Below are 22554 nucleotides of genomic sequence, written 5' to 3'. Positions count from 1 at the left end.
TAGCGCATCAGGCATTTGTCACCATTGCCGGTTGCGGCGTGAACGCCTTATCCGGTCTACGAATGGCTCAAGAATCTGTAGGCCTGATAAGCGTAGCGCATCAGGCAATTTGGCGTTGGTCATAACCCCATCACCCTCTGTAGCGGACATAACAACATGAAAGAACTTGTGGTCGTTGCCATTGGTGGCAACAGCATTATCAAAGATAACGCCAGCCAGTCGATTGAGCATCAGGCGGAGGCGGTGAAAGCCGTGGCCGATACGGTGCTGGAAATGCTGGCTTCCGATTACGACATTGTGCTGACCCACGGCAACGGGCCGCAGGTTGGGCTGGATCTACGCCGTGCGGAGATTGCCCACGAGCGCGAAGGGCTGCCCTTAACGCCGCTGGCGAACTGTGTGGCAGATACGCAAGGCGGCATTGGCTACTTGATCCAACAGGCGCTGAACAATCGGCTGGCGCGCCACGGCGAGAAAAAAGCCGTCACCGTGGTGACTCAGGTGGAAGTGGATAAAAACGATCCGGGATTTGCTCACCCCACCAAGCCCATTGGCGCATTCTTCAGTGAAAGCCAGCGTAACGAATTACAAAAGGCAAACCCTGACTGGCGTTTTGTTGAAGATGCCGGACGCGGCTATCGCCGCGTGGTCGCCTCGCCGGAACCGAAACGTATTGTCGAAGCACCTGCCATTAAGGCGCTGATCCAACAAGGCTTTGTGGTAATTGGCGCGGGCGGTGGCGGAATTCCGGTGGTGCGCAGTGACGCGGGAGATTACCAAAGCGTGGACGCGGTTATCGACAAAGATCTCTCCACCGCGCTGCTGGCCCGCGAAATTCACGCCGACATTCTGGTGATCACCACTGGTGTCGAAAAAGTCTGTATTCATTTTGGCAAACCGCAGCAGCAGGCGCTGGATCGCGTAGATATTGCCACCATGACCCGCTATATGCAGGAAGGGCATTTCCCGCCTGGCAGCATGTTGCCAAAAATCATCGCCAGCCTGATGTTCCTGGAACAGGGCGGCAAAGAAGTGATTATCACCACGCCGGAATGCCTGCCAGCGGCGCTGCGCGGTGAAACGGGCACCCATATTATTAAAACGTAAGGACGTAAGATGAAAGAAAACAATAGCCGTCGTGAGTTTTTGAGCCAGAGCGGTAAGATGGTCACCGCCGCCGCGCTGTTTGGTACTTCTGTGCCGCTCGCCCATGCGGCAGTCTCTGGCACCACCCACTGCGACGCGAATAACACCATGAAAATCACTGACCCGCATTACTATCTCGATAACGTGCTGCTGGAAACCGGTTTTGACTATGAAAATGGCATGGCGGTGCAGACCCGCACGGCGCGCCAGACCGTGGAGATTCAGGACGGTAAAATTGTTGCGCTACATGAGAACAAGCAGCATCCGGACGCCACGCTGCCGCACTATGACGCTGGCGGTAAGCTGATGCTGCCCACCACCCGCGACATGCATATTCATCTCGACAAAACCTTTTACGGCGGGCCTTGGCGCTCGCTCAATCGCCCGGCAGGCACCACCATCCAGGACATGATCAAACTCGAGCAGAAAATGCTGCCGGAGTTACAACCGTACACGCAGGAGCGGGCGGAAAAACTGATCGAACTATTGCAGTCGAAAGGCACCACCATTGCCCGCAGTCACTGCAATATCGAACCGGTTTCCGGCCTGAAAAATCTGCAAAATTTGCAGGCGGTGCTGGCGCGACGTCAGGCGGGCTTCGAGTGTGAAATTGTCGCCTTCCCGCAGCACGGTTTGCTGCTGTCGAAATCGGAACCCTTGATGCGTGAAGCAATGCAGGCAGGCGCGCATTACGTTGGCGGGCTGGACCCAACCAGTGTCGATGGCGCGATGGAAAAATCCCTCGACACCATGTTCCAGATTGCGCTGGACTACGACAAAGGCGTCGATATTCATCTGCATGAAACCACTCCGGCAGGCGTGGCGGCCATCAATTATATGGTTGAAACGGTGGAGAAAACGCCGCAACTGAAGGGCAAACTGACCATCAGCCACGCCTTTGCGCTGGCAACGCTCAATGAGCAACAGGTAGATGAACTGGCGCACCGGATGGCGGCGCAGCAAATTTCTATTGCCTCGACGGTACCGATTGGCACGCTGCATATGCCGCTTAGACAACTGCACGACAAAGGCGTAAAAGTCATGACTGGCACTGACAGCGTTATTGACCACTGGTCGCCTTACGGCCTGGGCGACATGCTGGAAAAAGCCAATCTGTACGCGCAGCTCTATATTCGCCCTAACGAACAGAACCTCTCCCGTTCGCTGTTTTTAGCCACTGGCGATGTATTGCCGCTCAACGAAAAAGGCGAGCGCGTCTGGCCCAAAGCGCAGGATGACGCCAGCTTTGTGCTGGTGGACGCCTCCTGTTCCGCCGAGGCGGTGGCGCGTATCTCGCCGAGAACCGCAACGTTCCATAAAGGGCAACTGGTGTGGGGGAGTGTGGCAGGTTGATACGAATTTGAAACGCCTGCAACGGTGAATAGTAAGAGATTTAAGCCCCAGGGAGTGGGGCGGGAATGGTTTGTTAATGAATGATCCTGAACTTTATAATCTCCCGGCATAATTTCCAGGGGATTATTTGAGAGAAATACACAAAAGTGAGTTTTAACAAAGGTATTTATCAAGCCATAAATGTGACCTGCTTCGGATAAAAAGATTAAACATAGAAAAACCAATGATCCTCTTGCTGATGGTTATCAACAGTAATTAAGATGTGATTTTTTTCCGTAATCGCGAAAATATTCTCATGACCATAAAAGAAAAAATCTCACAAAAATATCCCCATGCTTCCTTTTGTAGTTTTGGCGATTCAGCAGCGTTGGCCGATTACCTCGCAACGTTGATTGCGACTGGTGTTAAAACAGCTTCCTGTGGTTCGCTGGCGGGATGTATTGAAGACAACGCATTTCCGATGATTGGTGAGTATAAGATTGTAGAAAATAGCCGTGGTGAGCCTGTATGTGTTATCAGAGTTATTGGCCTGCATTTACTGCGCTTTTCTGATGTCACCGCGGAGCTTGCCCGTAAGGAAGGTGAAGGTGACCTCAGTCTTGAATATTGGCGCAATGAACACCGTCGTTTTTTCCAGGCAGAAGGATGCTATTCACCCGAAATGGATGTTATCTTTGAAGAATATGCCCTTATTGACATTGTGTAGATAACTATTTTTCTACGCGAAATAAGCTCACAAACATAAAGTATCGCTAATTTTGTTTATTTTGCTATTTTTTACGTGATGATTGTCACACTTATTGTTACTGCCCGTTTTGTCCATATTTATAACCAAATTTTTAATAGCTGCCTGAAATAGGGCTGTTTATTCTGCATAAAAATATTCGAAAATTCTTATTCTCTCCAGCGCGCTAATTTGGGCGAACACTTCCTGACTACCCTGCAATGAGGCTGAAATGATGAATAAACGTTTTGTTATCAATATGGTGTCTTCGCTGTTATTAGGCGCTGCGCTAATTTCTGCGCCGCTCCAGGCCGCGGAAAAAGTCGTGGTGAATATCTCTAAAGTCGATGGTATGCCGTGGTTTAATCGCATGGGCGAAGGTGTGGTCGAGGCGGGTAAAGCCTTTGGTGTTAATGCGTCACAGGTGGGGCCTTCAAGTACTGATGCTCCGCAACAGGTTAAAATCATTGAGGATTTAATCGCCCGTAAGGTTAACGCAATTACTATCGTGCCAAACGATGCCAACGTGCTGGAACCGGTATTCAAAAAAGCGCGAGATGCCGGAATTGTGGTTCTGACCAACGAATCCCCCGGTCAGCCAAGTGCTAACTGGGATATCGAAATCATTGATAACGAAAAATTTGCCGCTGAATATGTTGAACATATGGCGAAACGCATGGGTGGCAAGGGCGGCTATGTGATTTACGTGGGTAGTTTGACCGTGCCGCAGCATAACTTATGGGCTGACTTGCTGGTGAAATACCAGAAAGAGCATTACCCGGATATGCATGAAGTTACCCGCCGCATGCCGGTTGCCGAGAGTGTGGATGACTCACGTCGTACCACACTGGACCTGATGAAAACCTATCCTGACTTGAAAGCGGTTGTCTCCTTTGGTTCAAACGGTCCGATTGGCGCGGGACGTGCGGTGAAAGAGAAACGGGCGAAAAATAAAGTCGCAGTCTATGGCATGATGATCCCTTCACAGGCGGCATCACTGATTAAAAGTGGTGATATCACCGAAGGGATTACTTACGATCCGGCCTCTGCAGGTTACGCACTCGCGGCAGTTGCCAGCACGTTGCTGAAGGGTGAAGAGATCAAACCTGGATTAGAAATGGAGAATCTCGGTAAGGCCGACGTAGATATGGATAAGCGAATTATCCGTTTCCATAAGGTATTACTGGTCAACAAAGACAATATTGACTCACTTTATTAATCCATTTCTTCGGGGCGAAAGCCCCGATTCTTATTGCCAGGGGATGCTATGGAAACCTTCCTTTCCCTTCGTCATATCAACAAAACGTTTCATGCCACGCGAGCGCTGCGCGATGTTTCTCTCGACTTTATGTCGGGTGAGGTGCACTGCCTTGCCGGGCAAAACGGCTGTGGTAAATCGACGTTGATTAAAATTATGTCCGGTGTTTATCGCCCGGATGAGGGGGCGGAAATTACGCTTGGTGGGAAAAACTGGTCAAAGCTGACACCCGCCGCTTCGGTGGCGCAGGGGATTCAGGTGATTTATCAGGACCTCTCTTTATTTCCTAACCTGAGTGTCTGGGAGAATATCGCCGTGAATCACTATCACCACGGTCTGTTTGTTAACCGACGTCGTCTGCGTGAGGTGGCGCAGGCGGCAATGACCAGTATTAACGTCACATTGCCACTGGATACGCTCGTTTCTGAGCTTTCAATTGCCCGCTGTCAGCTGGTGGCAATTTGCCGTGCACTGGCGCAGGACGCACGGTTGATCGTGATGGATGAACCAACCGCTTCGCTGACCCATCAGGAAGTGCAAGGGTTATTACAGGTGGTGCATCAATTGCGGGAACGCGGGATTTGCGTGGTCTTCGTCAGTCATCGTCTGGAAGAGGTGATGGAAGTTTCCGACCGTATTTCAGTGTTGAAAGATGGTGAGCTGGTCGGGACCTTTCCAGCTGCAGAGATGACCACAAAACAACTCGGTTTCCTGATGACCGGCCAGGAGTTTGAATATCAGGTGCGAGAGTTGTGGCAGGGAAAATCCAGCACCCCGGTGCTGGAGGTGCGTAATTTAAGTCGTCATGGGGAATATCAAAATATTAACTTGCGGGTGGAAGCGGGCGAAGTGGTGTCGATTGTTGGCCTGCTTGGTGCGGGGCGCACGGAATTATGTCTGAGTCTGTTTGGTATGACCCGACCGGATGCTGGTGAGATCCTCATCAACGGTCAGCCGGTTACACTGCATAGTAACCAGGACGCCATCCGCCACGGTATTGGTTATGTTTCGGAAGATCGCATGTCGCGCGGTTTGGTGATGGCGCAATCTATTGAAGACAACATCATTAGCACTGTTTTTCACAAGGTAAAAGATCGCTTCGGCTTTCTGAGTGAAGCTAAAGTGCGTGACCTGGTGGACAGGCTAATTAAGGCATTGACCATCAAAGTCTCTGACCCACATCTCCCGGTGAATACGCTTTCCGGGGGTAACGCGCAGCGAGTATCGATCGCCAAATGGCTGGCGATTGGGCCACGACTGTTGATTCTCGATAGCCCGACTGTCGGTGTTGATATCGCCAACAAAGCAGGAATATACGGCATTATCAGCGATCTGGCGGCTCATGGCATTGCGGTATTGATGATCTGCGATGAAATTGAAGAAGCGTGGTATCAAAGCCACCGGATTTTGGTAATGCAAAAAGGTCAGATCACCCATAGCTTCCTGCCTGACAGCAGTTCTCAGGCCAGGATTGCGGAGGTGGTAAATGGCTGAACTGAAAAAACGTCATGAATTCTGGCTGGCATTACTGATTGTGGGGCTGTTTGTCGGCCTTGCCTGGCGCAGCGACGAGTTTCTGACATTCGGTAATTTGTACGATCTCGCCAATAACTATGCCATGTTGACTATTCTCGCCTGTGGTTTGTTTGTGGTGTTAATTTCCGGTGGAATTGATATTTCGTTTCCAGCAATGACCATCATTGCGCAATACGGCATGGTGCTGTTGCTACAAAAAATGGGTGGCAACTTTGCTGTCGCGTTTGCCCTGGCGGGCGGCATCGGCATTTTACTTGGCTTAATAAACGCCTTACTGGTTAATCGCCTACGGGTGCCTTCTATCATCATCACCATTTCGACGCTGAATATTTTCTATGGCCTGCTGTTATGGTTGAGTAAAGGTGTGTGGCTGTACGACTTTCCGCCGTGGTTTGAGCAGGGGGTAATGTTGTTCAAGTACACCGATGCTGACGGCTATGACTATGGCCTTGGTCTGCCGCTGATCGCCATGATTACGGTGGTGCTGCTAACAGCATTTATCATGAATTTCACCAGTGTGGGGCGCAAAATCTATGCCCTTGGTGGGAACCGTGAATCAGCCAGTCGCATCGGCTTTAGCGTGCTGAAACTGCAACTTTTCGTTTACGGCTATATGGGATTGATGTCTGGTGCTGCGGGTGTAGTGCAGTCGTGGACGGTGATGACTGTCGCCCCCGATTCTCTTCTGGGTTATGAGCTGACAGTACTGGCTGCGGTGGTGCTTGGCGGCACTAGTTTGCTCGGCGGGCGCGGCACGTTAACCGGTACTTTGCTCGGCGTGGTGTTGTTGGCAGTGATGCAAAACGGGCTAAATTTATTGGGAGTCTCGTCTTACTGGCAAACATTGATAACAGGCATCATCATCGTTGCCAGCATTAGCGCCACGGCGTGGAGTCAGCATCAGAACCGGAGTCTGCTATGAAAAAATCGTGGCGTAATAACGTTGAGTTTTACTTGATCGGCCTGCTGGTGCTAACTGTTGCCGCCTTCAGCATTACTATGCCGGAGATTTTCTGGTCGATAAGTAATTTCCAGTCCGTCGCTTCGCAAATGCCCGTGCTGGGCATTCTGGCGTTGGCTATGGCGGTGACCATGCTTTGCGGTGGCATTAACTTGTCAATTATTGCCACTGCTAACGCCTGTTCACTGGTGATGGCGTGGGTGGCGACTCAGTATCCACCGGGTATTGCTACGGTTGTCGCTACGCTGCTGGCGGGCGCTGGCGCGGCGGTGATAATCGGTTTATGTAACGGCGTATTGATTGCTGGTATTCGAGTGTCGCCAATTCTTGCAACGCTTGGGATGATGACGTTGCTCAAGGGGGTAAATATTCTGGTGACAGGCGGTAGCGCCATTGCCAATTATCCCTCATGGGTGCTGTGGTTGAATCATGCACAGTGGTTCGGTATTCCGCTACCGATGTGGTTGTTTACCGCAGTGGCGCTGGGGCTGTGGATATTGCTGGAGAAAACGCCGCTCGGTAAATCCATTTATCTGATTGGTTCTAACGAACGAGCAACACTTTACTCCGGTATTAACACTCGTCGGGTGCTGATATGGGTGTATGTCATTTCCGCCTTGCTTTGTGCGGTAGCGGCATTTTTGATGATGTCGAAACTCAACTCGGCTAAGGCCTCTTATGGCGAATCGTACTTGCTGGTGTCAATCCTCGCGGCAGTACTCGGCGGGGTTAATCCGGACGGCGGCAGCGGGCGGATAATTGGTATGGTGCTGGCGCTGTTTCTTCTGCAAATTATTGAAAGCGGCTTCAATATTCTCGGGATAAGCCCCTACCTGACGATGGCCTTATGGGGAACGTTGCTGCTCTGTTTCATTCAGGCTCGCGGCATGTTGGGGCTGGATCGGGTGGTTTAAATATTGGCTATATTCAATGGACGCGTTTTGCCGCGATGACATATCAGGCATCGCCAAATACACATAGCTAATCAGGAGTAAACACAATGAAGATCAAAGCTGTTGGTGCATATTCCGCTAAACAACCGCTGGAACCGATGGATATTACCCGGCGTGAACCGGGACCGCATGATGTCAAAATTGAAATCGCTTACTGTGGCGTGTGCCATTCCGATATTCACCAGGTGCGTTCCGAGTGGGCGGGGACGGTTTACCCCTGCGTGCCGGGTCATGAAATTGTGGGGCGCGTGGTAGCCGTTGGTGATCAGGTAAAAAAACATGCACCGGGCGATTTGGTCGGTGTCGGCTGCATTGTCGACAGCTGTAAACATTGCGAAGAGTGTGAAGATGGGCTGGAAAACTACTGTGATCACATGACCGGCACCTATAACTCGCCGACGCCGGATGAACCGGGCCATACGCTGGGCGGCTACTCACAACAGATCGTCGTTCATGAGCGATATGTTCTGCGTATTCGTCACCCGCAAGAGCAGCTGGCGGCGGTGGCTCCTTTGTTGTGTGCAGGGATCACCACATACTCGCCGCTACGTCACTGGCAGGCCGGGCCGGGTAAAAAAGTGGGCGTGGTTGGCATCGGCGGTCTGGGACATATGGGGATTAAGCTGGCCCACGCGATGGGGGCACATGTGGTGGCATTTACCACGTCTGAGTCAAAACGCGAAGCGGCAAAAGCCCTGGGGGCCGATGAAGTTGTTAACTCGCGCAATGCCGATGAGATGGCGGCTCATGTGAAGAGTTTCGATTTCATTTTGAATACCGTAGCTGCGCCACATAATCTCGACGATTTTACCACCTTGCTGAAGCGCGATGGCACCATGACCCTGGTTGGCGCTCCTGCGACACCGCATAAATCGCCGGAAGTTTTCAACCTGATCATGAAACGCCGTGCGATAGCCGGTTCTATGATTGGCGGAATTCCAGAAACTCAGGAGATGCTCGATTTTTGCGCCGAACATGGCATCGTGGCTGATATAGAGATGATTCGGGCCGATCAAATTAATGAAGCCTATGAGCGAATGCTGCGAGGAGATGTGAAATATCGTTTTGTTATCGATAATCGCACACTAACAGACTGAAAAAATTAATAAATGCTCTATGATTTAACATATTAATTTCGCCCTCCACTTAACTTTTTAGTTAAGAAGGGCGAAATACTATCAAAGTAGCAGTAAAATCTATAACGTAAATTCAAATTGTTAAATTAATTCCTTCCAGTACACAATGCTGCATATATTAGTTATGAGCGATTTCTGATAGTGCCTGGTTTAATCAGGGCTTTATTATCTGCGATGTTTATTTTTATTTAAGAGAGATCGCAATGATACCATTAAAAGCGCCGCACAATAATTTGTTGCTATATACGAAACAAAGCGTACACAATACGTTTAAAAACAATCAGTTACCTGAAGATATCAGAAGTACACTGGTTTCTTGTGTCGATATATTCAAGGTTTTGATTAAACAATACTATGATTATCCTTATGATTGTCGTGATGATTTAGTCGATGATGATAAACTCATTTATCTCATGGCTGCCGTACGAGATTGCGAGTGGGCAGCCGACAATGCGCTTACCATAAATGTGCAGTTTAATGATTTCCCTGGAGTTTATGACTGGGTGGATTACCCTGATTACCCGATTAAGTTTGTTTTTCGGATACTTGAAAATCAAAAAGGGACCGTTTGGGTATATGATCAGGATGACGTGTTTCTTGATATTAAAGAGAATATCCATGCCGGACGCTTCACCGGACTTAAGAAATTAGTGCAGTTTATCGATTCAGTACGAACAGATTGCAAATGCATTCTTCTTGAGCACCATATGCCTTTGTTGAGACTTTTCCGTGAAGGGAAAGAATGTGAGCATGTAGAAAAATGGCTTCGCGAAATGTCGCGCATTCCGGATGCAGACGCACCTATTAAGCAGGCGCTTGCGTATGAATTATTATTGCACTTAAAAAATATTTACCCTGTTTTTCCTGAATCGCTAGTGATGTTATTGCTCTCCGTTCTGAACGTGAAAACATACAGAGATGATGCACGATTAAATCAATGGGTATCTAATAGAGTGCAGGAATTAGGTGACAAATATTATCCTGTAAATAAGCACGTTAAAATACGCTACACTCTTTAGTTTAGAAACTTTTCCATCTCCAATTTGTTATTCCATCAGAGAGTGAATCGCAAAACGGGTAATCATTTCATCTGCTTATCTCTACGTCAAATGGCATTTACCCTCCTTTTTCGCCGATATTTTGTTGTGATCGGCGTCATGTTGCTTAAAAAGTGAACTTGTGCGAGTGTTTTATGAATGTGTTGGTTGACATTCATATGAAAAAAATCATAATTCCATCATGTTTGTGTGGGGTCTTTTCTGTATCTTACGCATCGCACTCAAGCCTGACAGACAATATGCTGTAAGGCTCATATCACAAACCGCCATTAGCTCATCAGGAAGAGCAGACGACAACCAGGATTGTTGTATGGTACGGGGTTCGAGGCCTCGATGGCGGTCCAATTTTTCAAAACTCTTCTGAATCAGATCCTCTTATTATCATCCTTGCAGAGTGGATGGAGCATTGCCAGCTACTCACTGAAGCAGACAAATGAAAAAAGCCCACACAGGGGAGAGTGGGCTGAAATGGGAAGCTAAAGACTCAAGTAAACTTATCGGAAATAAGGACCACGCATTACGGGGGATATCATCGCCGATGAGCGGGATTCGGCAAATCAGGTTGATTACGTAGAGAGTAAATTATCTGCTCACCGCTGCGTTACTCCTTCGTAAATCAGGCGTAGCGCGAATACACCAATAATTGCACCAATAACCCGACTGGCAACGCGTTGCATACGCCCATAAGCACGACGCACAGCGGGCAAAGAAAACGCCTGACTAAGAAAGACTCGCCAGATAATTGATGCGAACACAATTCCCGCCCAGGCCATTAAACGTGCCCAAGTTGGTGTTTCAGCATTTAACGTTACTGAGAAAATACTGATAAAAAATAAAACGGTCTGTGGATTAGAGAGATCTGTAATTAATCCACGGCGAAAAAAGACATACCAGGGGGCGCTAATCGGTTGTTGTAGTGTGCTTATTTGCGGTGTTGACTGGCGGCGCATGCTGCACCACGCAAACCATAATAGATAAGCGCCGCCTACGATTCTGATAAGCGAAAAAATCTCCTCACACTGCGTAATGAGTGTCGCAAGACCATACAAACCCAACCCGGAATAAAACGCATCGCCCAGTGCCACGCCCAACCCGGTCAGCACTCCTGCGCGTCGACCGGAAGCCAGGCTGGTTTGTACCACCACAAAAAGATTGGCTCCCGGATTAAAAAAAGTCATCACGAACAGTCCTACTGTCAGGTAAACGGCGTGCAAGGGATCCATGTGATTTCATCCATAAATAAGTGAAGTAACTTCATCATATTTCTACAAAAAGTAATCGGATGCGAGAGAGATCACAAAGTGTCTTATTTCCGGTTACTGGCGTTTATGCCTTGACTGAACTAATTATTAATCAACCCAATAATATGGGTGGGTGATAGTTTGATAACAACTCTGGAGCCGTAATATGAAAATAATCTCTAAAATGTTAATCGGTGCGTTAGCGTTTGCCGTTACCAACGTTTATGCCGCAGAATTAATGACCAAAGCGGAATTTGAAAAAGTTGCATCGCAATATGAAAAAATAGGTGATATTTCAACCAGTAATGAAATGTCGACTGCAGATGCGAAAGAAGATCTGATCAAAAAAGCGGATGAAAAAGGGGCAGATGTGTTGGTGCTGACCTCTGGTCAAACTGACAATAAGATCCACGGCACGGCAAATATTTATAAGAAGAAATAATTCTGCACCCCATGTAAACATGCCCGATGCGTAAGTTTATCGGTGATCATCTATTGAAATTTATGCCGGATAAGGCGTTCGCGCTGGATTCGGCATTTCAGTTTTTCAGCCGCCGCCAGAATGTCGTTCGGCTGATACCTAAATAATTCGCCGCGGCTGTTTTATCGCCATTAAATTTCTCCAGTGCCTGTTGTGGCGTCAGTAAGCATGGACCGGGAGTTTCCGCCGACTCGCGCGCCAGTTCCGGCAGTAGCAACTGCAAAAATTGCGGCGTTAAATCCGGCGTCGGTTCCACACTTAAAAATAGCGCCAGTCGTTCCATCATATTGCGCAGTTCACGAATATTTCCCGGCCAGTTGTAGCGCAACAGCACAGTTTCACTTGCCTGTAATCCCTGACGTAACGCGGAAGAAAACGGCGCAGTAAGTGCCGCCAGTGACACTTTCAAAAAGCTTTCCGCCAGCGGCAGAATATCCGCCACTCGCTCGCGTAGCGGCGGCAATTGCAGACGCAAAATACTCAGTCGATAAAACAGATCACGGCGAAAACGCCCTTGCTGCATATCCTCTTCGAGATTGCAGTGAGTGGCGCTAATAACCCGCACATCCACCGGAACAGGCTGATGCCCGCCGACGCGGGTGACCTCTTTTTCTTCCAGCACCCGCAGTAGCCGGGTCTGCAACGGCAGCGGCATTTCACCAATCTCGTCCAGAAACAGCGTACCGCCGTGGGCAATTTCGAACAGCCCGGCGCGGCCTCCGCGTCGCGAGCCGGTAAACGCTCCTTCCTCATAGCCAAACAGCTCCGCTTCCAGTAGAGATTCAGCAATCGCCCCGCAGTTGACGGCAACAAAAGGATGCGACTTTTTGCCCTGTCGCGCATCGTGGCGGGCAAAATATTCCCGATGAATCGCCTGGGCCGCCAGTTCTTTGCCCGTCCCCGTTTCCCCTTCAATCAACACCGCCGCACTGGAACGGGCATACAGCAAAATAGTCTGCCGCACCTGTTCCATCTGTGGTGATTGACCGAGCATATCGCCCAGCACGTAACGAGTACGCAGGGCGTTGCGGGTGGCATCGTGAGTGTTATGGCGTAACGACATGCGCGTCATATCCAGCGCATCGCTAAATGCCTGGCGCACGGTGGCGGCAGAATAGATAAAAATTCCGGTCATCCCGGCCTCTTCTGCCAGATCGGTAATCAGCCCTGCGCCGACCACCGCTTCGGTGCCGTTGGCTTTTAGCTCGTTAATCTGCCCACGTGCGTCTTCTTCGGTAATGTAGCTACGTTGGTCGAGGCGCAAATTAAAGGTTTTTTGAAACGCTACCAGTGCCGGAATGGTTTCCTGATAGGTGACAACGCCGATAGAAGAGGTGAGTTTTCCGGCTTTTGCCAGCGCCTGTAACACATCGTAGCCACTCGGTTTTATCAGAATTACCGGTACCGACAGGCGGCTTTTCAGGTACGCGCCGTTAGAGCCAGCGGCAATGATGGCGTCGCAGCGTTCGCTGGCCAGTTTTTTGCGGATGTAGGTCACTGCTTTTTCAAAGCCAAGCTGGATAGGAGTAATGTTTGCCAGGTGATCAAACTCGAGGCTGATATCGCGAAATAGCTCGAACAGCCGCGTTACAGATACCGTCCAGATAACCGGTTTGTCGTCATTCAGCCGTGGTGGATGTGCCATAGCGCACCGCAAAGTTAAGAAACCGAATATTGGGTTTAGTCTTGTTTCATAATTGTTGCAATGAAACGCAGTGAAACATTGCCTGAAACGTTAACTGAAACGCATATTTGCGGATTACTTCATGACTTTTTCTCTAACAAATTGAAATAAAACATTTAATTTCATCCAGGTAATTGTGGCACACCCCTTGCTTTGAGTTTATCAACGCAAATAACAAGTTGATAACAAAGGATGGGCTATGTCTCTACACTCTCCAGGTAAAGCGTTTCGCGCTGCACTGTCTAAAGAAAATCCATTGCAGATTGTTGGCACCATTAACGCCAACCATGCGCTGCTGGCGCAGCGTGCCGGATATCAGGCGATTTATCTCTCCGGCGGTGGTGTGGCGGCAGGTTCGCTGGGGTTGCCGGATCTCGGTATTTCTACTCTTGATGATGTGCTGACTGATATTCGTCGTATCACCGACGTCTGCTCGCTGCCGCTGCTGGTGGATGCGGATATCGGTTTTGGCTCTTCGGCCTTTAACGTTGCCCGCACCGTGAAATCGATGATTAAAGCCGGTGCGGCGGGCTTACATATTGAAGATCAGGTTGGAGCAAAACGCTGCGGTCATCGCCCGAACAAAGCGATCGTTTCAAAAGAAGAAATGGTGGATCGGATCCGCGCGGCGGTGGATGCGAAAACCGATCCTGATTTTGTGATCATGGCGCGCACCGATGCGCTGGCGGTAGAGGGGCTGGATGCGGCGCTCGAGCGTGCGCAGGCCTATGTTGAAGCGGGTGCCGAAATGCTGTTCCCGGAAGCAATTACCGAACTCGCCATGTACCGCCAGTTTGCCGATGCGGTGCAGGTGCCAATCCTTGCCAACATTACCGAGTTTGGCGCAACACCGCTGTTTACCACCGACGAATTACGCAGCGCCCATGTCGCAATGGCGCTGTATCCCCTTTCTGCTTTCCGCGCAATGAACCGCGCCGCTGAACATGTTTACAACGTCCTGCGCCAGGAAGGCACGCAGAAAAGCGTCATCGACACCATGCAGACCCGCAACGAGCTGTATGAAAGCATCAACTACTACCAGTACGAAGAGAAGCTCGACGACCTGTTTGCCCGTAGCCAGGCGAAATAAAAAACGCCCTTTGGTTGTATTCGACAACCGATGCCTGATGCGCCGCTGACGCGACTTATCAGGCCTACGGGGTGCACTGAACTGTAGGTCGGATAAAACGCATGACGTCGCATCCGACAACCGATGCCTGATGCGTCGCTGACGCGGCTTATCAGGCCTACGGGATGAACTGAACTGTAGGTCGGATAAGACGCATCGCGTCGCATCCGACAACAATCTCGACCCTACAAATGATAACAATGACGAGGACAACATGAGCGACACAACGATCCTGCAAAACAGTACCCATGTCATTAAACCGAAAAAATCTGTGGCACTTTCTGGCGTTCCGGCGGGCAATACGGCGCTCTGCACCGTGGGTAAAAGTGGCAATGACCTGCATTACCGCGGCTACGATATTCTTGACCTGGCGGAACATTGCGAATTTGAAGAAGTGGCGCATCTGCTGATCCACGGCAAACTGCCGACCCGTGACGAACTCGCCGCCTACAAAACAAAACTGAAAGCCCTGCGCGGTTTACCGGCTAACGTGCGTACCGTGCTGGAAGCCTTACCAGCGGCGTCGCATCCGATGGATGTCATGCGCACCGGCGTTTCCGCGCTCGGCTGCACGCTGCCAGAAAAAGAGGGGCATACCGTCTCTGGCGCGCGGGATATTGCCGACAAACTGTTGGCGTCGCTGAGCTCGATTCTTCTCTACTGGTATCACTACAGCCACAACGGCGAACGCATCCAGCCGGAAACCGATGACGACTCAATAGGCGGTCACTTCCTGCATTTGCTACACGGCGAAAAGCCGTCGCAAAGCTGGGAAAAGGCGATGCATATTTCGCTGGTGCTGTACGCCGAACACGAGTTTAACGCCTCCACCTTTACCAGCCGGGTGATTGCGGGCACCGGCTCTGACATGTATTCAGCCATTATCGGCGCGATTGGCGCACTGCGCGGGCCGAAACACGGCGGGGCGAATGAAGTGTCGCTGGAGATCCAGCAACGCTATGAAACGCCGGACGAAGCCGAAGCCGATATCCGCAAGCGGGTTGAAAACAAAGAAGTGGTGATTGGTTTTGGGCATCCGGTTTATACCATCGCCGATCCGCGTCATCAGGTGATCAAACGTGTGGCGAAGCAGCTCTCGCAGGAAGGCGGCTCGCTGAAGATGTACAACATCGCCGATCGTCTGGAAGCGGTGATGTGGGAGAGCAAAAAGATGTTCCCCAATCTCGACTGGTTCTCCGCTGTTTCCTACAACATGATGGGCGTTCCCACCGAGATGTTCACGCCACTGTTTGTTATCGCCCGCGTCACCGGCTGGGCGGCGCACATTATCGAACAACGTCAGGACAACAAAATTATCCGTCCTTCCGCCAATTACGTTGGACCGGAAGAGCGACCGTTTGTCGCGCTGGATAAGCGCCAGTAAACCTCTACGAATAACAAGAAGGAAACGTACCCAATGTCAGCTCAAATTAACAACATCCGTCCGGAATTTGATCGTGAAATCGTTGATATCGTCGATTACGTCATGAACTACGAAATCAGCTCCAGAGTGGCCTACGACACCGCCCATTACTGCCTGCTCGACACCCTCGGCTGCGGTCTTGAAGCTCTCGAATACCCGGCCTGTAAAAAACTGCTGGGGCCAATTGTTCCTAGCACCGTCGTACCTAACGGCGTGCGCGTTCCCGGAACTCAGTTCCAGCTCGACCCCGTCCAGGCGGCATTTAACATTGGCGCGATGATCCGCTGGCTCGATTTCAACGATACCTGGCTGGCGGCGGAGTGGGGCCATCCTTCCGACAACCTCGGCGGCATTCTGGCAACGGCAGACTGGCTTTCACGCAACGCGGTCGCCAGCGGCAAAGCGCCGTTGACCATGAAACAGGTGCTGACCGGAATGATCAAAGCCCATGAAATTCAGGGCTGCATCGCGCTGGAAAACTCCTTTAACCGCGTTGGCCTCGACCACGTTCTGTTAGTGAAAGTGGCTTCCACCGCCGTGGTCGCCGAAATGCTCGGCCTGACCCGCGAGGAAATCCTCAACGCCGTTTCGCTGGCGTGGGTGGACGGTCAGTCGCTGCGCACCTATCGCCATGCGCCGAACACCGGCACGCGTAAATCCTGGGCGGCGGGCGATGCCACTTCCCGCGCGGTACGTCTGGCACTGATGGCGAAAACGGGCGAAATGGGTTACCCGTCAGCCCTGACCGCGCCGGTATGGGGCTTCTACGACGTCTCCTTTAAAGGTGAATCGTTCCGCTTCCAGCGCCCGTACGGTTCTTACGTCATGGAAAATGTGCTGTTCAAAATCTCCTTCCCGGCTGAGTTCCACTCCCAGACGGCAGTTGAAGCGGCGATGACGCTCTATGAACAGATGCAGGCAGCAGGCAAAACGGCGGCAGATATCGAAAAAGTGACCATTCGCACCCACGAAGCCTGTATTCGCATCATCGACAAAAAAGGGCCGCTCAATAACCCGGCTGACCGCGACCACTGCATTCAGTATATGGTGGCGATCCCACTGCTGTTCGGGCGCTTAACGGCAGCAGATTACGAAGACAACGTCGCGCAAGATAAACGCATCGACGCCCTGCGCGAGAAGATCAATTGCTTTGAAGATCCGGCATTTACCGCTGACTACCACGACCCGGAAAAACGCGCCATCGCCAATGCCATAACCCTTGAGTTCACCGACGGCACGCGATTTGAAGAAGTGGTGGTGGAGTACCCAATTGGTCATGCTCGCCGCCGTCAGGATGGCATTCCGAAGCTGGTGGATAAATTCAAAATCAATCTCGCGCGCCAGTTCCCGACTCGCCAACAGCAGCGCATTCTGGAGGTTTCTCTCGACAGAACTCGCCTGGAACAGATGCCGGTCAATGAGTATCTCGACCTGTACGTCATTTAAGTAAACGGCGGTAAGGCGTAAGTTCAACAGGAGAGCATTATGTCTTTTAGCGAATTTTATCAGCGTTCGATTAACGAACCGGAGCAATTCTGGGCCGAGCAGGCCCGGCGTATTGACTGGCAGACGCCCTTTACGCAAACGCTCGATCACAGCAACCCGCCGTTTGCCCGTTGGTTTTGTGAAGGCCGAACCAATTTGTGCCACAACGCCATCGACCGCTGGCTGGAGAAACAGCCAGAGGCGCTGGCATTAATTGCCGTCTCTTCGGAAACAGAAGAAGAGCGCACCTTTACCTTTCGCCAGTTGCATGACGAAGTGAACGCGGTGGCGTCAATGCTGCGCTCACTGGGCGTACGGCGTGGCGATCGGGTGCTGGTGTATATGCCGATGATTGCCGAAGCGCATATTACCCTGCTGGCCTGCGCGCGCATTGGCGCTATTCACTCGGTAGTGTTTGGTGGATTTGCCTCGCACAGCGTGGCTGCGCGGATTGATGACGCTAAACCGGTGCTGATTGTCTCGGCAGATGCCGGAGCGCGCGGTGGCAAAATCATTCCCTATAAAAAATTGCTCGACGATGCGATAAGTCAGGCGCAGCATCAGCCGCGCCACGTTTTGCTGGTGGATCGCGGGCTGGCGAAAATGGCGCGCGTCAGCGGGCGGGATGTCGATTTCGCGTCATTGCGCCATCAGCACATCGGCGCGCGGGTGCCGGTGGCGTGGCTGGAATCCAACGAAACCTCCTGCATTCTCTACACCTCCGGCACGACCGGCAAACCAAAAGGTGTGCAGCGTGACGTCGGCGGTTATGCGGTGGCGCTGGCGACCTCAATGGACACCATTTTTGGTGGCAAAGCGGGCGGTGTGTTCTTCTGTGCGTCGGATATCGGCTGGGTAGTTGGGCATTCGTATATCGTCTACGCGCCGCTGCTGGCGGGGATGGCGACTATCGTTTACGAAGGATTGCCGACTTATCCTGACTGCGGTGTGTGGTGGAAAATCGTCGAGAAATATCAGGTTAGCCGGATGTTCTCAGCGCCGACCGCCATCCGCGTGCTGAAAAAATTCCCTACCGCTGAAATTCGCAAACACGATCTCTCGTCGCTGGAAGTGCTCTATCTGGCGGGAGAACCGCTGGATGAGCCGACTGCCAGTTGGGTGAGCAATACGCTGGATGTGCCGGTCATCGACAACTACTGGCAGACCGAATCCGGCTGGCCGATTATGACGATTGCTCGTGGTCTGGACGACAGGCCGACACGTCTGGGAAGCCCCGGCGTGCCGATGTATGGATACAACGTGCAGTTGCTCAATGAAGTCACCGGCGAACCGTGCGGTGTCAACGAGAAAGGGATGGTAGTGGTGGAAGGGCCGCTGCCGCCGGGGTGTATTCAAACCATCTGGGGCGATGACGACCGCTTTGTGAAGACGTACTGGTCGCTGTTTTCCCGTCCGGTGTACGCCACCTTTGACTGGGGCATCCGCGATGCTGACGGTTATCACTTTATTCTCGGGCGCACTGACGATGTAATTAACGTTGCCGGGCATCGGCTTGGCACACGCGAGATTGAAGAGAGTATCTCCAGTCATCCGGGCGTTGCCGAAGTGGCGGTGGTTGGGGTGAAAGATGCGCTGAAAGGGCAGGTGGCAGTGGCGTTTGTCATTCCGAAAGAGAGCGACAGTCTGGAAGATCGTGATGTGGCGCATTCGCAAGAGAAGGCGATTATGGCGCTGGTGGACAGCCAGATTGGCAACTTTGGTCGCCCGGCGCACGTCTGGTTTGTCTCGCAATTGCCAAAAACGCGATCCGGAAAAATGCTGCGCCGCACGATCCAGGCGATTTGCGAAGGACGCGATCCTGGGGATCTGACGACCATTGATGATCCTGCGTCGTTGGATCAGATCCGCCAGGCGATGGAAGAGTAAGGTGTTGTCGGATGTGTCGTGTGGCGCATCCGACACCGTGCGCCGATGCCTGATGCGACGCTTACCGCGTCTTATTATGCCTACAGGCCTGAACCGCAGGTCGGATAAGGCGCACGCGCCGCATCCGACACCATGCACCAATGCCTGATGCAACGCTGACGCGTCTTATCATGCCTACAGGCCTGAATCGTAGGTCGGATAAGGCGCACGCGGCGCATCCGACACCGTGCGCAGATGCCTGATGCGACGCTGACGCGTCTTATCATGCCTACAGGCCTGAACCGTAGGTCGGATAAGGCGCACGCGCCGCATCCGACACCATGCACCAATGCCTGATGCGACGCAGGCGTGTCTTATCATGCGTACCCATTTTTTCTCAAATAAGTTTTTATTCACTTTTCCGCATTCATCCATATAAAAAATATTCCCCTCCACGAAAACGATTGCTTTTTATCTTCAGATGAATAGAATGCGGCGGATTTTTTGGGTTTCAAACAGCAAAAAGGGGGAATTTCGTGTCGCAAGATAACAACTTTAGCCAGGGGCCAGTCCCGCAGTCGGCGCGGAAAGGGGTATTGGCATTGACGTTCGTCATGCTGGGATTAACCTTCTTTTCCGCCAGTATGTGGACCGGCGGCACTCTCGGAACCGGTCTTAGCTATCATGATTTCTTCCTCGCAGTTCTCATCGGTAATCTTCTCCTCGGTATTTACACTTCATTTCTTGGTTACATTGGCGCAAAAACCGGCCTGACCACCCATCTTCTTGCTCGCTTCTCGTTTGGTGTTAAAGGCTCATGGCTGCCTTCACTGCTGCTGGGCGGCACTCAGGTCGGCTGGTTTGGTGTTGGCGTGGCGATGTTTGCTATTCCGGTGGGCAAGGCAACCGGGCTGGATATTAATTTGCTGATTGCCGTTTCCGGTTTACTGATGACCGTCACCGTCTTCTTTGGCATTTCGGCGCTGACGGTACTTTCGGTGATTGCGGTTCCGGCGATTGCCTGCCTTGGCGGTTATTCCGTATGGCTGGCCGTTAACGGCATGGGCGGCCTGGAGGCATTAAAAGCGGTCGTTCCCGCACAACCGCTAGATTTCAATGTCGCGCTGGCGCTGGTTGTGGGGTCATTTATCAGTGCGGGTACGCTCACCGCTGACTTTGTCCGCTTTGGTCGCAATGCCAAACTGGCGGTGCTGGTGGCGATGGTGGCCTTTTTCCTCGGCAACTCGTTGATGTTTATTTTCGGTGCGGCAGGCGCTGCGGCACTGGGGATGGCGGATATCTCTGATGTGATGATTGCTCAGGGCTTGCTGCTGCCCGCGATTGTGGTGCTGGGGTTGAATATCTGGACCACCAACGATAACGCGCTCTATGCGTCGGGTTTAGGTTTCGCCAATATTACCGGTATGTCGAGCAAAACTCTTTCAGTAATCAACGGTATTATCGGCACGGTCTGCGCACTATGGCTTTATAACAATTTTGTCGGCTGGCTAACCTTCCTTTCGGCTGCTATTCCTCCGGTGGGGGGCGTGATCATCGCCGACTATTTGATGAACCGTCGCCGCTATGAGCACTTTGCGACCACGCGTATGATGAGTGTCAATTGGGTGGCGATTCTGGCGGTCGCGCTGGGGATTGCCGCAGGCCACTGGTTACCGGGCATTGTTCCGGTCAACGCGGTATTAGGTGGCGCGCTGAGTTATCTGATCCTTAACCCGATTTTGAATCGCAAAACGACAGCTGCAATGACGCATGTGGAGGCTAACAGTGTCGAATAACGCTTTACAGACAATTATTAACGCCCGGTTACCCGGCAAAGAGGGGCTGTGGCAGATTCATCTGCAGGACGGAAAAATCAGCGCCATTGATGCGCAATCTGGCGTGATGCCCGTAACAGAAAACAGCCTGGATGCCGAGCAAGGTTTAGTTTTACCGCCGTTTGTGGAGCCGCATATTCACCTGGATACCACGCAAACCGCCGGGCAACCGAACTGGAATCAGTCCGGCACGCTGTTTGAAGGCATTGAACGCTGGGCCGAGCGCAAAGCGTTATTAACCCATGACGATGTGAAACAACGCGCCTGGCAAACGCTGAAATGGCAGATTGCCAACGGCATTCAGCATGTGCGTACCCATGTCGATGTTTCGGACGCAACGCTGACTGCGCTAAAAGCAATGCTGGAAGTGAAGCAGGAAGTCGCGCCGTGGATTGATCTGCAAATCGTCGCCTTCCCGCAGGAAGGGATTTTGTCGTATCCCAACGGTGAAGCGTTACTGGAAGAGGCGTTACGCTTAGGGGCTGACGTAGTGGGGGCGATTCCGCATTTTGAATTTACCCGTGAATATGGCGTGGAGTCGCTGCATAAAACCTTCGCCCTGGCGCAAAAATACGACCGTCTCATCGACGTTCACTGTGATGAGATCGATGACGAGCAGTCGCGCTTTGTCGAAACCGTTGCTGCCCTGGCGCACCGTGAAGACATGGGCGCACGAGTCACCGCCAGTCACACCACGGCAATGCACTCCTATAACGGGGCGTATACCTCACGCCTGTTCCGCTTGCTGAAAATGTCCGGTATTAACTTTGTCGCCAACCCGCTGGTCAATATTCATCTGCAAGGACGTTTCGATACGTATCCAAAACGTCGCGGCATCACGCGCGTTAAAGAGATGCTGGAGTCCGGCATTAACGTCTGCTTTGGTCACGATGATGTCTTCGATCCGTGGTATCCGCTGGGAACGGCGAATATGCTGCAAGTGCTGCATATGGGGCTGCATGTTTGTCAGTTGATGGGCTACGGGCAGATTAACGACGGCCTGAATTTAATCACCCACCATAGCGCCAGGACGTTGAATTTGCAGGATTACGGCATAGTCGCCGGAAACAGCGCTAACCTGATTATCCTGCCGGCTGAAAATGGGTTTGATGCGCTGCGCCGTCAGGTTCCGGTACGCTATTCGGTACGTGGTGGTAAGGTGATTGCCACCACGCAACCGGCACAAACCACCGTGTATCTGGAGCAGCCGGAAGCCATCGATTACAAACGGTAATCGGCTGGGTTGCAGCGAGCGTAGTTTATGCCGGATGCGGCGTGAACGCCT

General features: G+C 51.7%; 19 protein-coding genes and 1 pseudogene. 18 read left to right on the top strand and 2 right to left on the bottom strand.

All coding sequences use genetic code 11. From position 1 onward, the window contains the following. The first annotated feature begins 156 nt into the window (after window positions 1–156). The 11 genes and pseudogenes from HEN33_RS16965 to HEN33_RS16920 all read left to right on the top strand — a co-directional run bounded on the left by HEN33_RS16965 (window position 157) and on the right by HEN33_RS16920 (window position 10699). Window positions 157–1107, top strand: a complete 951-nt coding sequence (locus HEN33_RS16965) for a carbamate kinase family protein (protein WP_176263249.1) — start codon at window positions 157–159, stop codon at window positions 1105–1107. Between the two features lie 9 nt (window positions 1108–1116). Beyond that, window positions 1117–2499, top strand: a complete 1383-nt coding sequence (locus HEN33_RS16960) for an amidohydrolase family protein (RefSeq protein WP_176263248.1) — start codon at window positions 1117–1119, stop codon at window positions 2497–2499. 295 nt (window positions 2500–2794) lie between these two features. Beyond that, the gene (locus HEN33_RS16955; protein ID WP_176263247.1) at window positions 2795–3205 is read left to right on the top strand and encodes an ASCH domain-containing protein; all 411 of its coding nucleotides are present in this window, start codon (window positions 2795–2797) and stop codon (window positions 3203–3205) included. A 253-nt stretch (window positions 3206–3458) separates the two neighbouring features. Continuing rightward, window positions 3459–4442 (top strand): autoinducer 2 ABC transporter substrate-binding protein, encoded by a 984-nt coding sequence (locus HEN33_RS16950; RefSeq protein WP_001042105.1) that lies wholly within the window; start codon window positions 3459–3461, stop codon window positions 4440–4442. A 48-nt stretch (window positions 4443–4490) separates the two neighbouring features. Continuing rightward, window positions 4491–5975: a sugar ABC transporter ATP-binding protein gene (locus tag HEN33_RS16945; protein WP_000447340.1), complete on the top strand. Its 1485-nt coding sequence runs from the start codon at window positions 4491–4493 to the stop codon at window positions 5973–5975. Beyond that, window positions 5968–6939, top strand: a complete 972-nt coding sequence (locus HEN33_RS16940; protein WP_000818890.1) for an ABC transporter permease — start codon at window positions 5968–5970, stop codon at window positions 6937–6939. Before HEN33_RS16945 ends, HEN33_RS16940 begins: the two co-directional genes overlap by 8 nt. Then, the gene (locus HEN33_RS16935) at window positions 6936–7892 is read left to right on the top strand and encodes an ABC transporter permease (RefSeq protein WP_000750346.1); all 957 of its coding nucleotides are present in this window, start codon (window positions 6936–6938) and stop codon (window positions 7890–7892) included. Before HEN33_RS16940 ends, HEN33_RS16935 begins: the two co-directional genes overlap by 4 nt. 86 nt (window positions 7893–7978) lie before the next feature. After that, window positions 7979–9028, top strand: a complete 1050-nt coding sequence (yahK, locus tag HEN33_RS16930) for an NADPH-dependent aldehyde reductase YahK (protein ID WP_032183383.1) — start codon at window positions 7979–7981, stop codon at window positions 9026–9028. A 242-nt stretch (window positions 9029–9270) separates the two neighbouring features. Next, the gene (locus HEN33_RS16925) at window positions 9271–10086 is read left to right on the top strand and encodes a hypothetical protein (RefSeq protein WP_001353421.1); all 816 of its coding nucleotides are present in this window, start codon (window positions 9271–9273) and stop codon (window positions 10084–10086) included. Between the two features lie 220 nt (window positions 10087–10306). Continuing rightward, entirely contained in the window at window positions 10307–10489 is a 183-nt protein-coding gene (locus tag HEN33_RS27115; protein ID WP_439218385.1) for a hypothetical protein, read from the top strand. After that, window positions 10459–10699: pseudogene (locus HEN33_RS16920) on the top strand (hypothetical protein). Before HEN33_RS27115 ends, HEN33_RS16920 begins: the two are co-directional and overlap by 31 nt. Before the next feature lie 16 nt (window positions 10700–10715). On the opposite strand, the gene HEN33_RS16915 reads toward HEN33_RS16920, so the two are convergent. After that, the gene (locus HEN33_RS16915; RefSeq protein ID WP_000371335.1) at window positions 10716–11348 is read right to left on the bottom strand and encodes a LysE family transporter; all 633 of its coding nucleotides are present in this window, start codon (window positions 11346–11348) and stop codon (window positions 10716–10718) included. Between the two features lie 184 nt (window positions 11349–11532). On the opposite strand from HEN33_RS16915, the gene yahO reads away from it, so the two are divergent. Continuing rightward, window positions 11533–11808, top strand: coding sequence for a DUF1471 family periplasmic protein YahO (gene yahO, locus HEN33_RS16910; RefSeq protein ID WP_000691948.1), 276 nt, complete (start codon window positions 11533–11535; stop codon window positions 11806–11808). 97 nt (window positions 11809–11905) lie between these two features. Here yahO and prpR read toward each other — a convergent pair whose 3' ends face one another. Then, entirely contained in the window at window positions 11906–13492 is a 1587-nt protein-coding gene (gene prpR, locus HEN33_RS16905) for a propionate catabolism operon regulatory protein PrpR (protein ID WP_000941086.1), read from the bottom strand. A 238-nt stretch (window positions 13493–13730) separates the two neighbouring features. On the opposite strand from prpR, the gene prpB reads away from it, so the two are divergent. The 6 genes from prpB to codA all read left to right on the top strand — a co-directional run bounded on the left by prpB (window position 13731) and on the right by codA (window position 22503). Next, complete coding sequence (gene prpB / locus HEN33_RS16900) at window positions 13731–14621, top strand: methylisocitrate lyase (protein ID WP_000052178.1); 891 nt, start codon at window positions 13731–13733, stop codon at window positions 14619–14621. 253 nt (window positions 14622–14874) lie between these two features. Further along, window positions 14875–16044 (top strand): bifunctional 2-methylcitrate synthase/citrate synthase, encoded by a 1170-nt coding sequence (gene prpC / locus HEN33_RS16895; RefSeq protein ID WP_176263246.1) that lies wholly within the window; start codon window positions 14875–14877, stop codon window positions 16042–16044. A 33-nt stretch (window positions 16045–16077) separates the two neighbouring features. Next, window positions 16078–17529, top strand: a complete 1452-nt coding sequence (prpD, locus tag HEN33_RS16890) for a 2-methylcitrate dehydratase (protein ID WP_176263245.1) — start codon at window positions 16078–16080, stop codon at window positions 17527–17529. Between the two features lie 39 nt (window positions 17530–17568). Then, entirely contained in the window at window positions 17569–19455 is a 1887-nt protein-coding gene (prpE, locus tag HEN33_RS16885) for a propionate--CoA ligase (protein WP_176263244.1), read from the top strand. A gap of 515 nt (window positions 19456–19970) precedes the next feature. Next, a complete protein-coding gene (gene codB / locus HEN33_RS16880; RefSeq protein ID WP_000076243.1) occupies window positions 19971–21230 on the top strand; it encodes a cytosine permease in 1260 nt (419 codons plus the stop codon). Beyond that, window positions 21220–22503, top strand: a complete 1284-nt coding sequence (codA, locus tag HEN33_RS16875; RefSeq protein WP_176263243.1) for a cytosine/isoguanine deaminase — start codon at window positions 21220–21222, stop codon at window positions 22501–22503. Before codB ends, codA begins: the two co-directional genes overlap by 11 nt. Window positions 22504–22554 lie beyond the last annotated feature (51 nt).

The sequence above is a fragment of the Escherichia sp. 94.0001 genome (assembly GCF_013369155.2).
GTDB lineage: Bacteria > Pseudomonadota > Gammaproteobacteria > Enterobacterales > Enterobacteriaceae > Escherichia > Escherichia coli_F.
Note: the sequence above shows the minus strand (reverse complement) of the source record. Positions and strands in the feature narration are given on the sequence as shown.

Bases quoted from the DNA above. Each gene is read 5' to 3' on its own strand.
- HEN33_RS16965 (WP_176263249.1), top strand. From the start codon at position 157: ATGAAAGAACTTGTGGTCGTTGCCATTGGTGGCAACAGCATTATCAAA.
- HEN33_RS16960 (WP_176263248.1), top strand. From the start codon at position 1,117: ATGAAAGAAAACAATAGCCGTCGTGAGTTTTTGAGCCAGAGCGGTAAG.
- HEN33_RS16955 (WP_176263247.1), top strand. From the start codon at position 2,795: ATGACCATAAAAGAAAAAATCTCACAAAAATATCCCCATGCTTCCTTT.
- HEN33_RS16950 (WP_001042105.1), top strand. From the start codon at position 3,459: ATGAATAAACGTTTTGTTATCAATATGGTGTCTTCGCTGTTATTAGGC.
- HEN33_RS16945 (WP_000447340.1), top strand. From the start codon at position 4,491: ATGGAAACCTTCCTTTCCCTTCGTCATATCAACAAAACGTTTCATGCC.
- HEN33_RS16940 (WP_000818890.1), top strand. From the start codon at position 5,968: ATGGCTGAACTGAAAAAACGTCATGAATTCTGGCTGGCATTACTGATT.
- HEN33_RS16935 (WP_000750346.1), top strand. From the start codon at position 6,936: ATGAAAAAATCGTGGCGTAATAACGTTGAGTTTTACTTGATCGGCCTG.
- yahK (WP_032183383.1), top strand. From the start codon at position 7,979: ATGAAGATCAAAGCTGTTGGTGCATATTCCGCTAAACAACCGCTGGAA.
- HEN33_RS16925 (WP_001353421.1), top strand. From the start codon at position 9,271: ATGATACCATTAAAAGCGCCGCACAATAATTTGTTGCTATATACGAAA.
- HEN33_RS27115 (WP_439218385.1), top strand. From the start codon at position 10,307: ATGTTTGTGTGGGGTCTTTTCTGTATCTTACGCATCGCACTCAAGCCT.
- HEN33_RS16915 (WP_000371335.1), bottom strand. From the start codon at position 11,348: ATGGATCCCTTGCACGCCGTTTACCTGACAGTAGGACTGTTCGTGATG.
- yahO (WP_000691948.1), top strand. From the start codon at position 11,533: ATGAAAATAATCTCTAAAATGTTAATCGGTGCGTTAGCGTTTGCCGTT.
- prpR (WP_000941086.1), bottom strand. From the start codon at position 13,492: ATGGCACATCCACCACGGCTGAATGACGACAAACCGGTTATCTGGACG.
- prpB (WP_000052178.1), top strand. From the start codon at position 13,731: ATGTCTCTACACTCTCCAGGTAAAGCGTTTCGCGCTGCACTGTCTAAA.
- prpC (WP_176263246.1), top strand. From the start codon at position 14,875: ATGAGCGACACAACGATCCTGCAAAACAGTACCCATGTCATTAAACCG.
- prpD (WP_176263245.1), top strand. From the start codon at position 16,078: ATGTCAGCTCAAATTAACAACATCCGTCCGGAATTTGATCGTGAAATC.
- prpE (WP_176263244.1), top strand. From the start codon at position 17,569: ATGTCTTTTAGCGAATTTTATCAGCGTTCGATTAACGAACCGGAGCAA.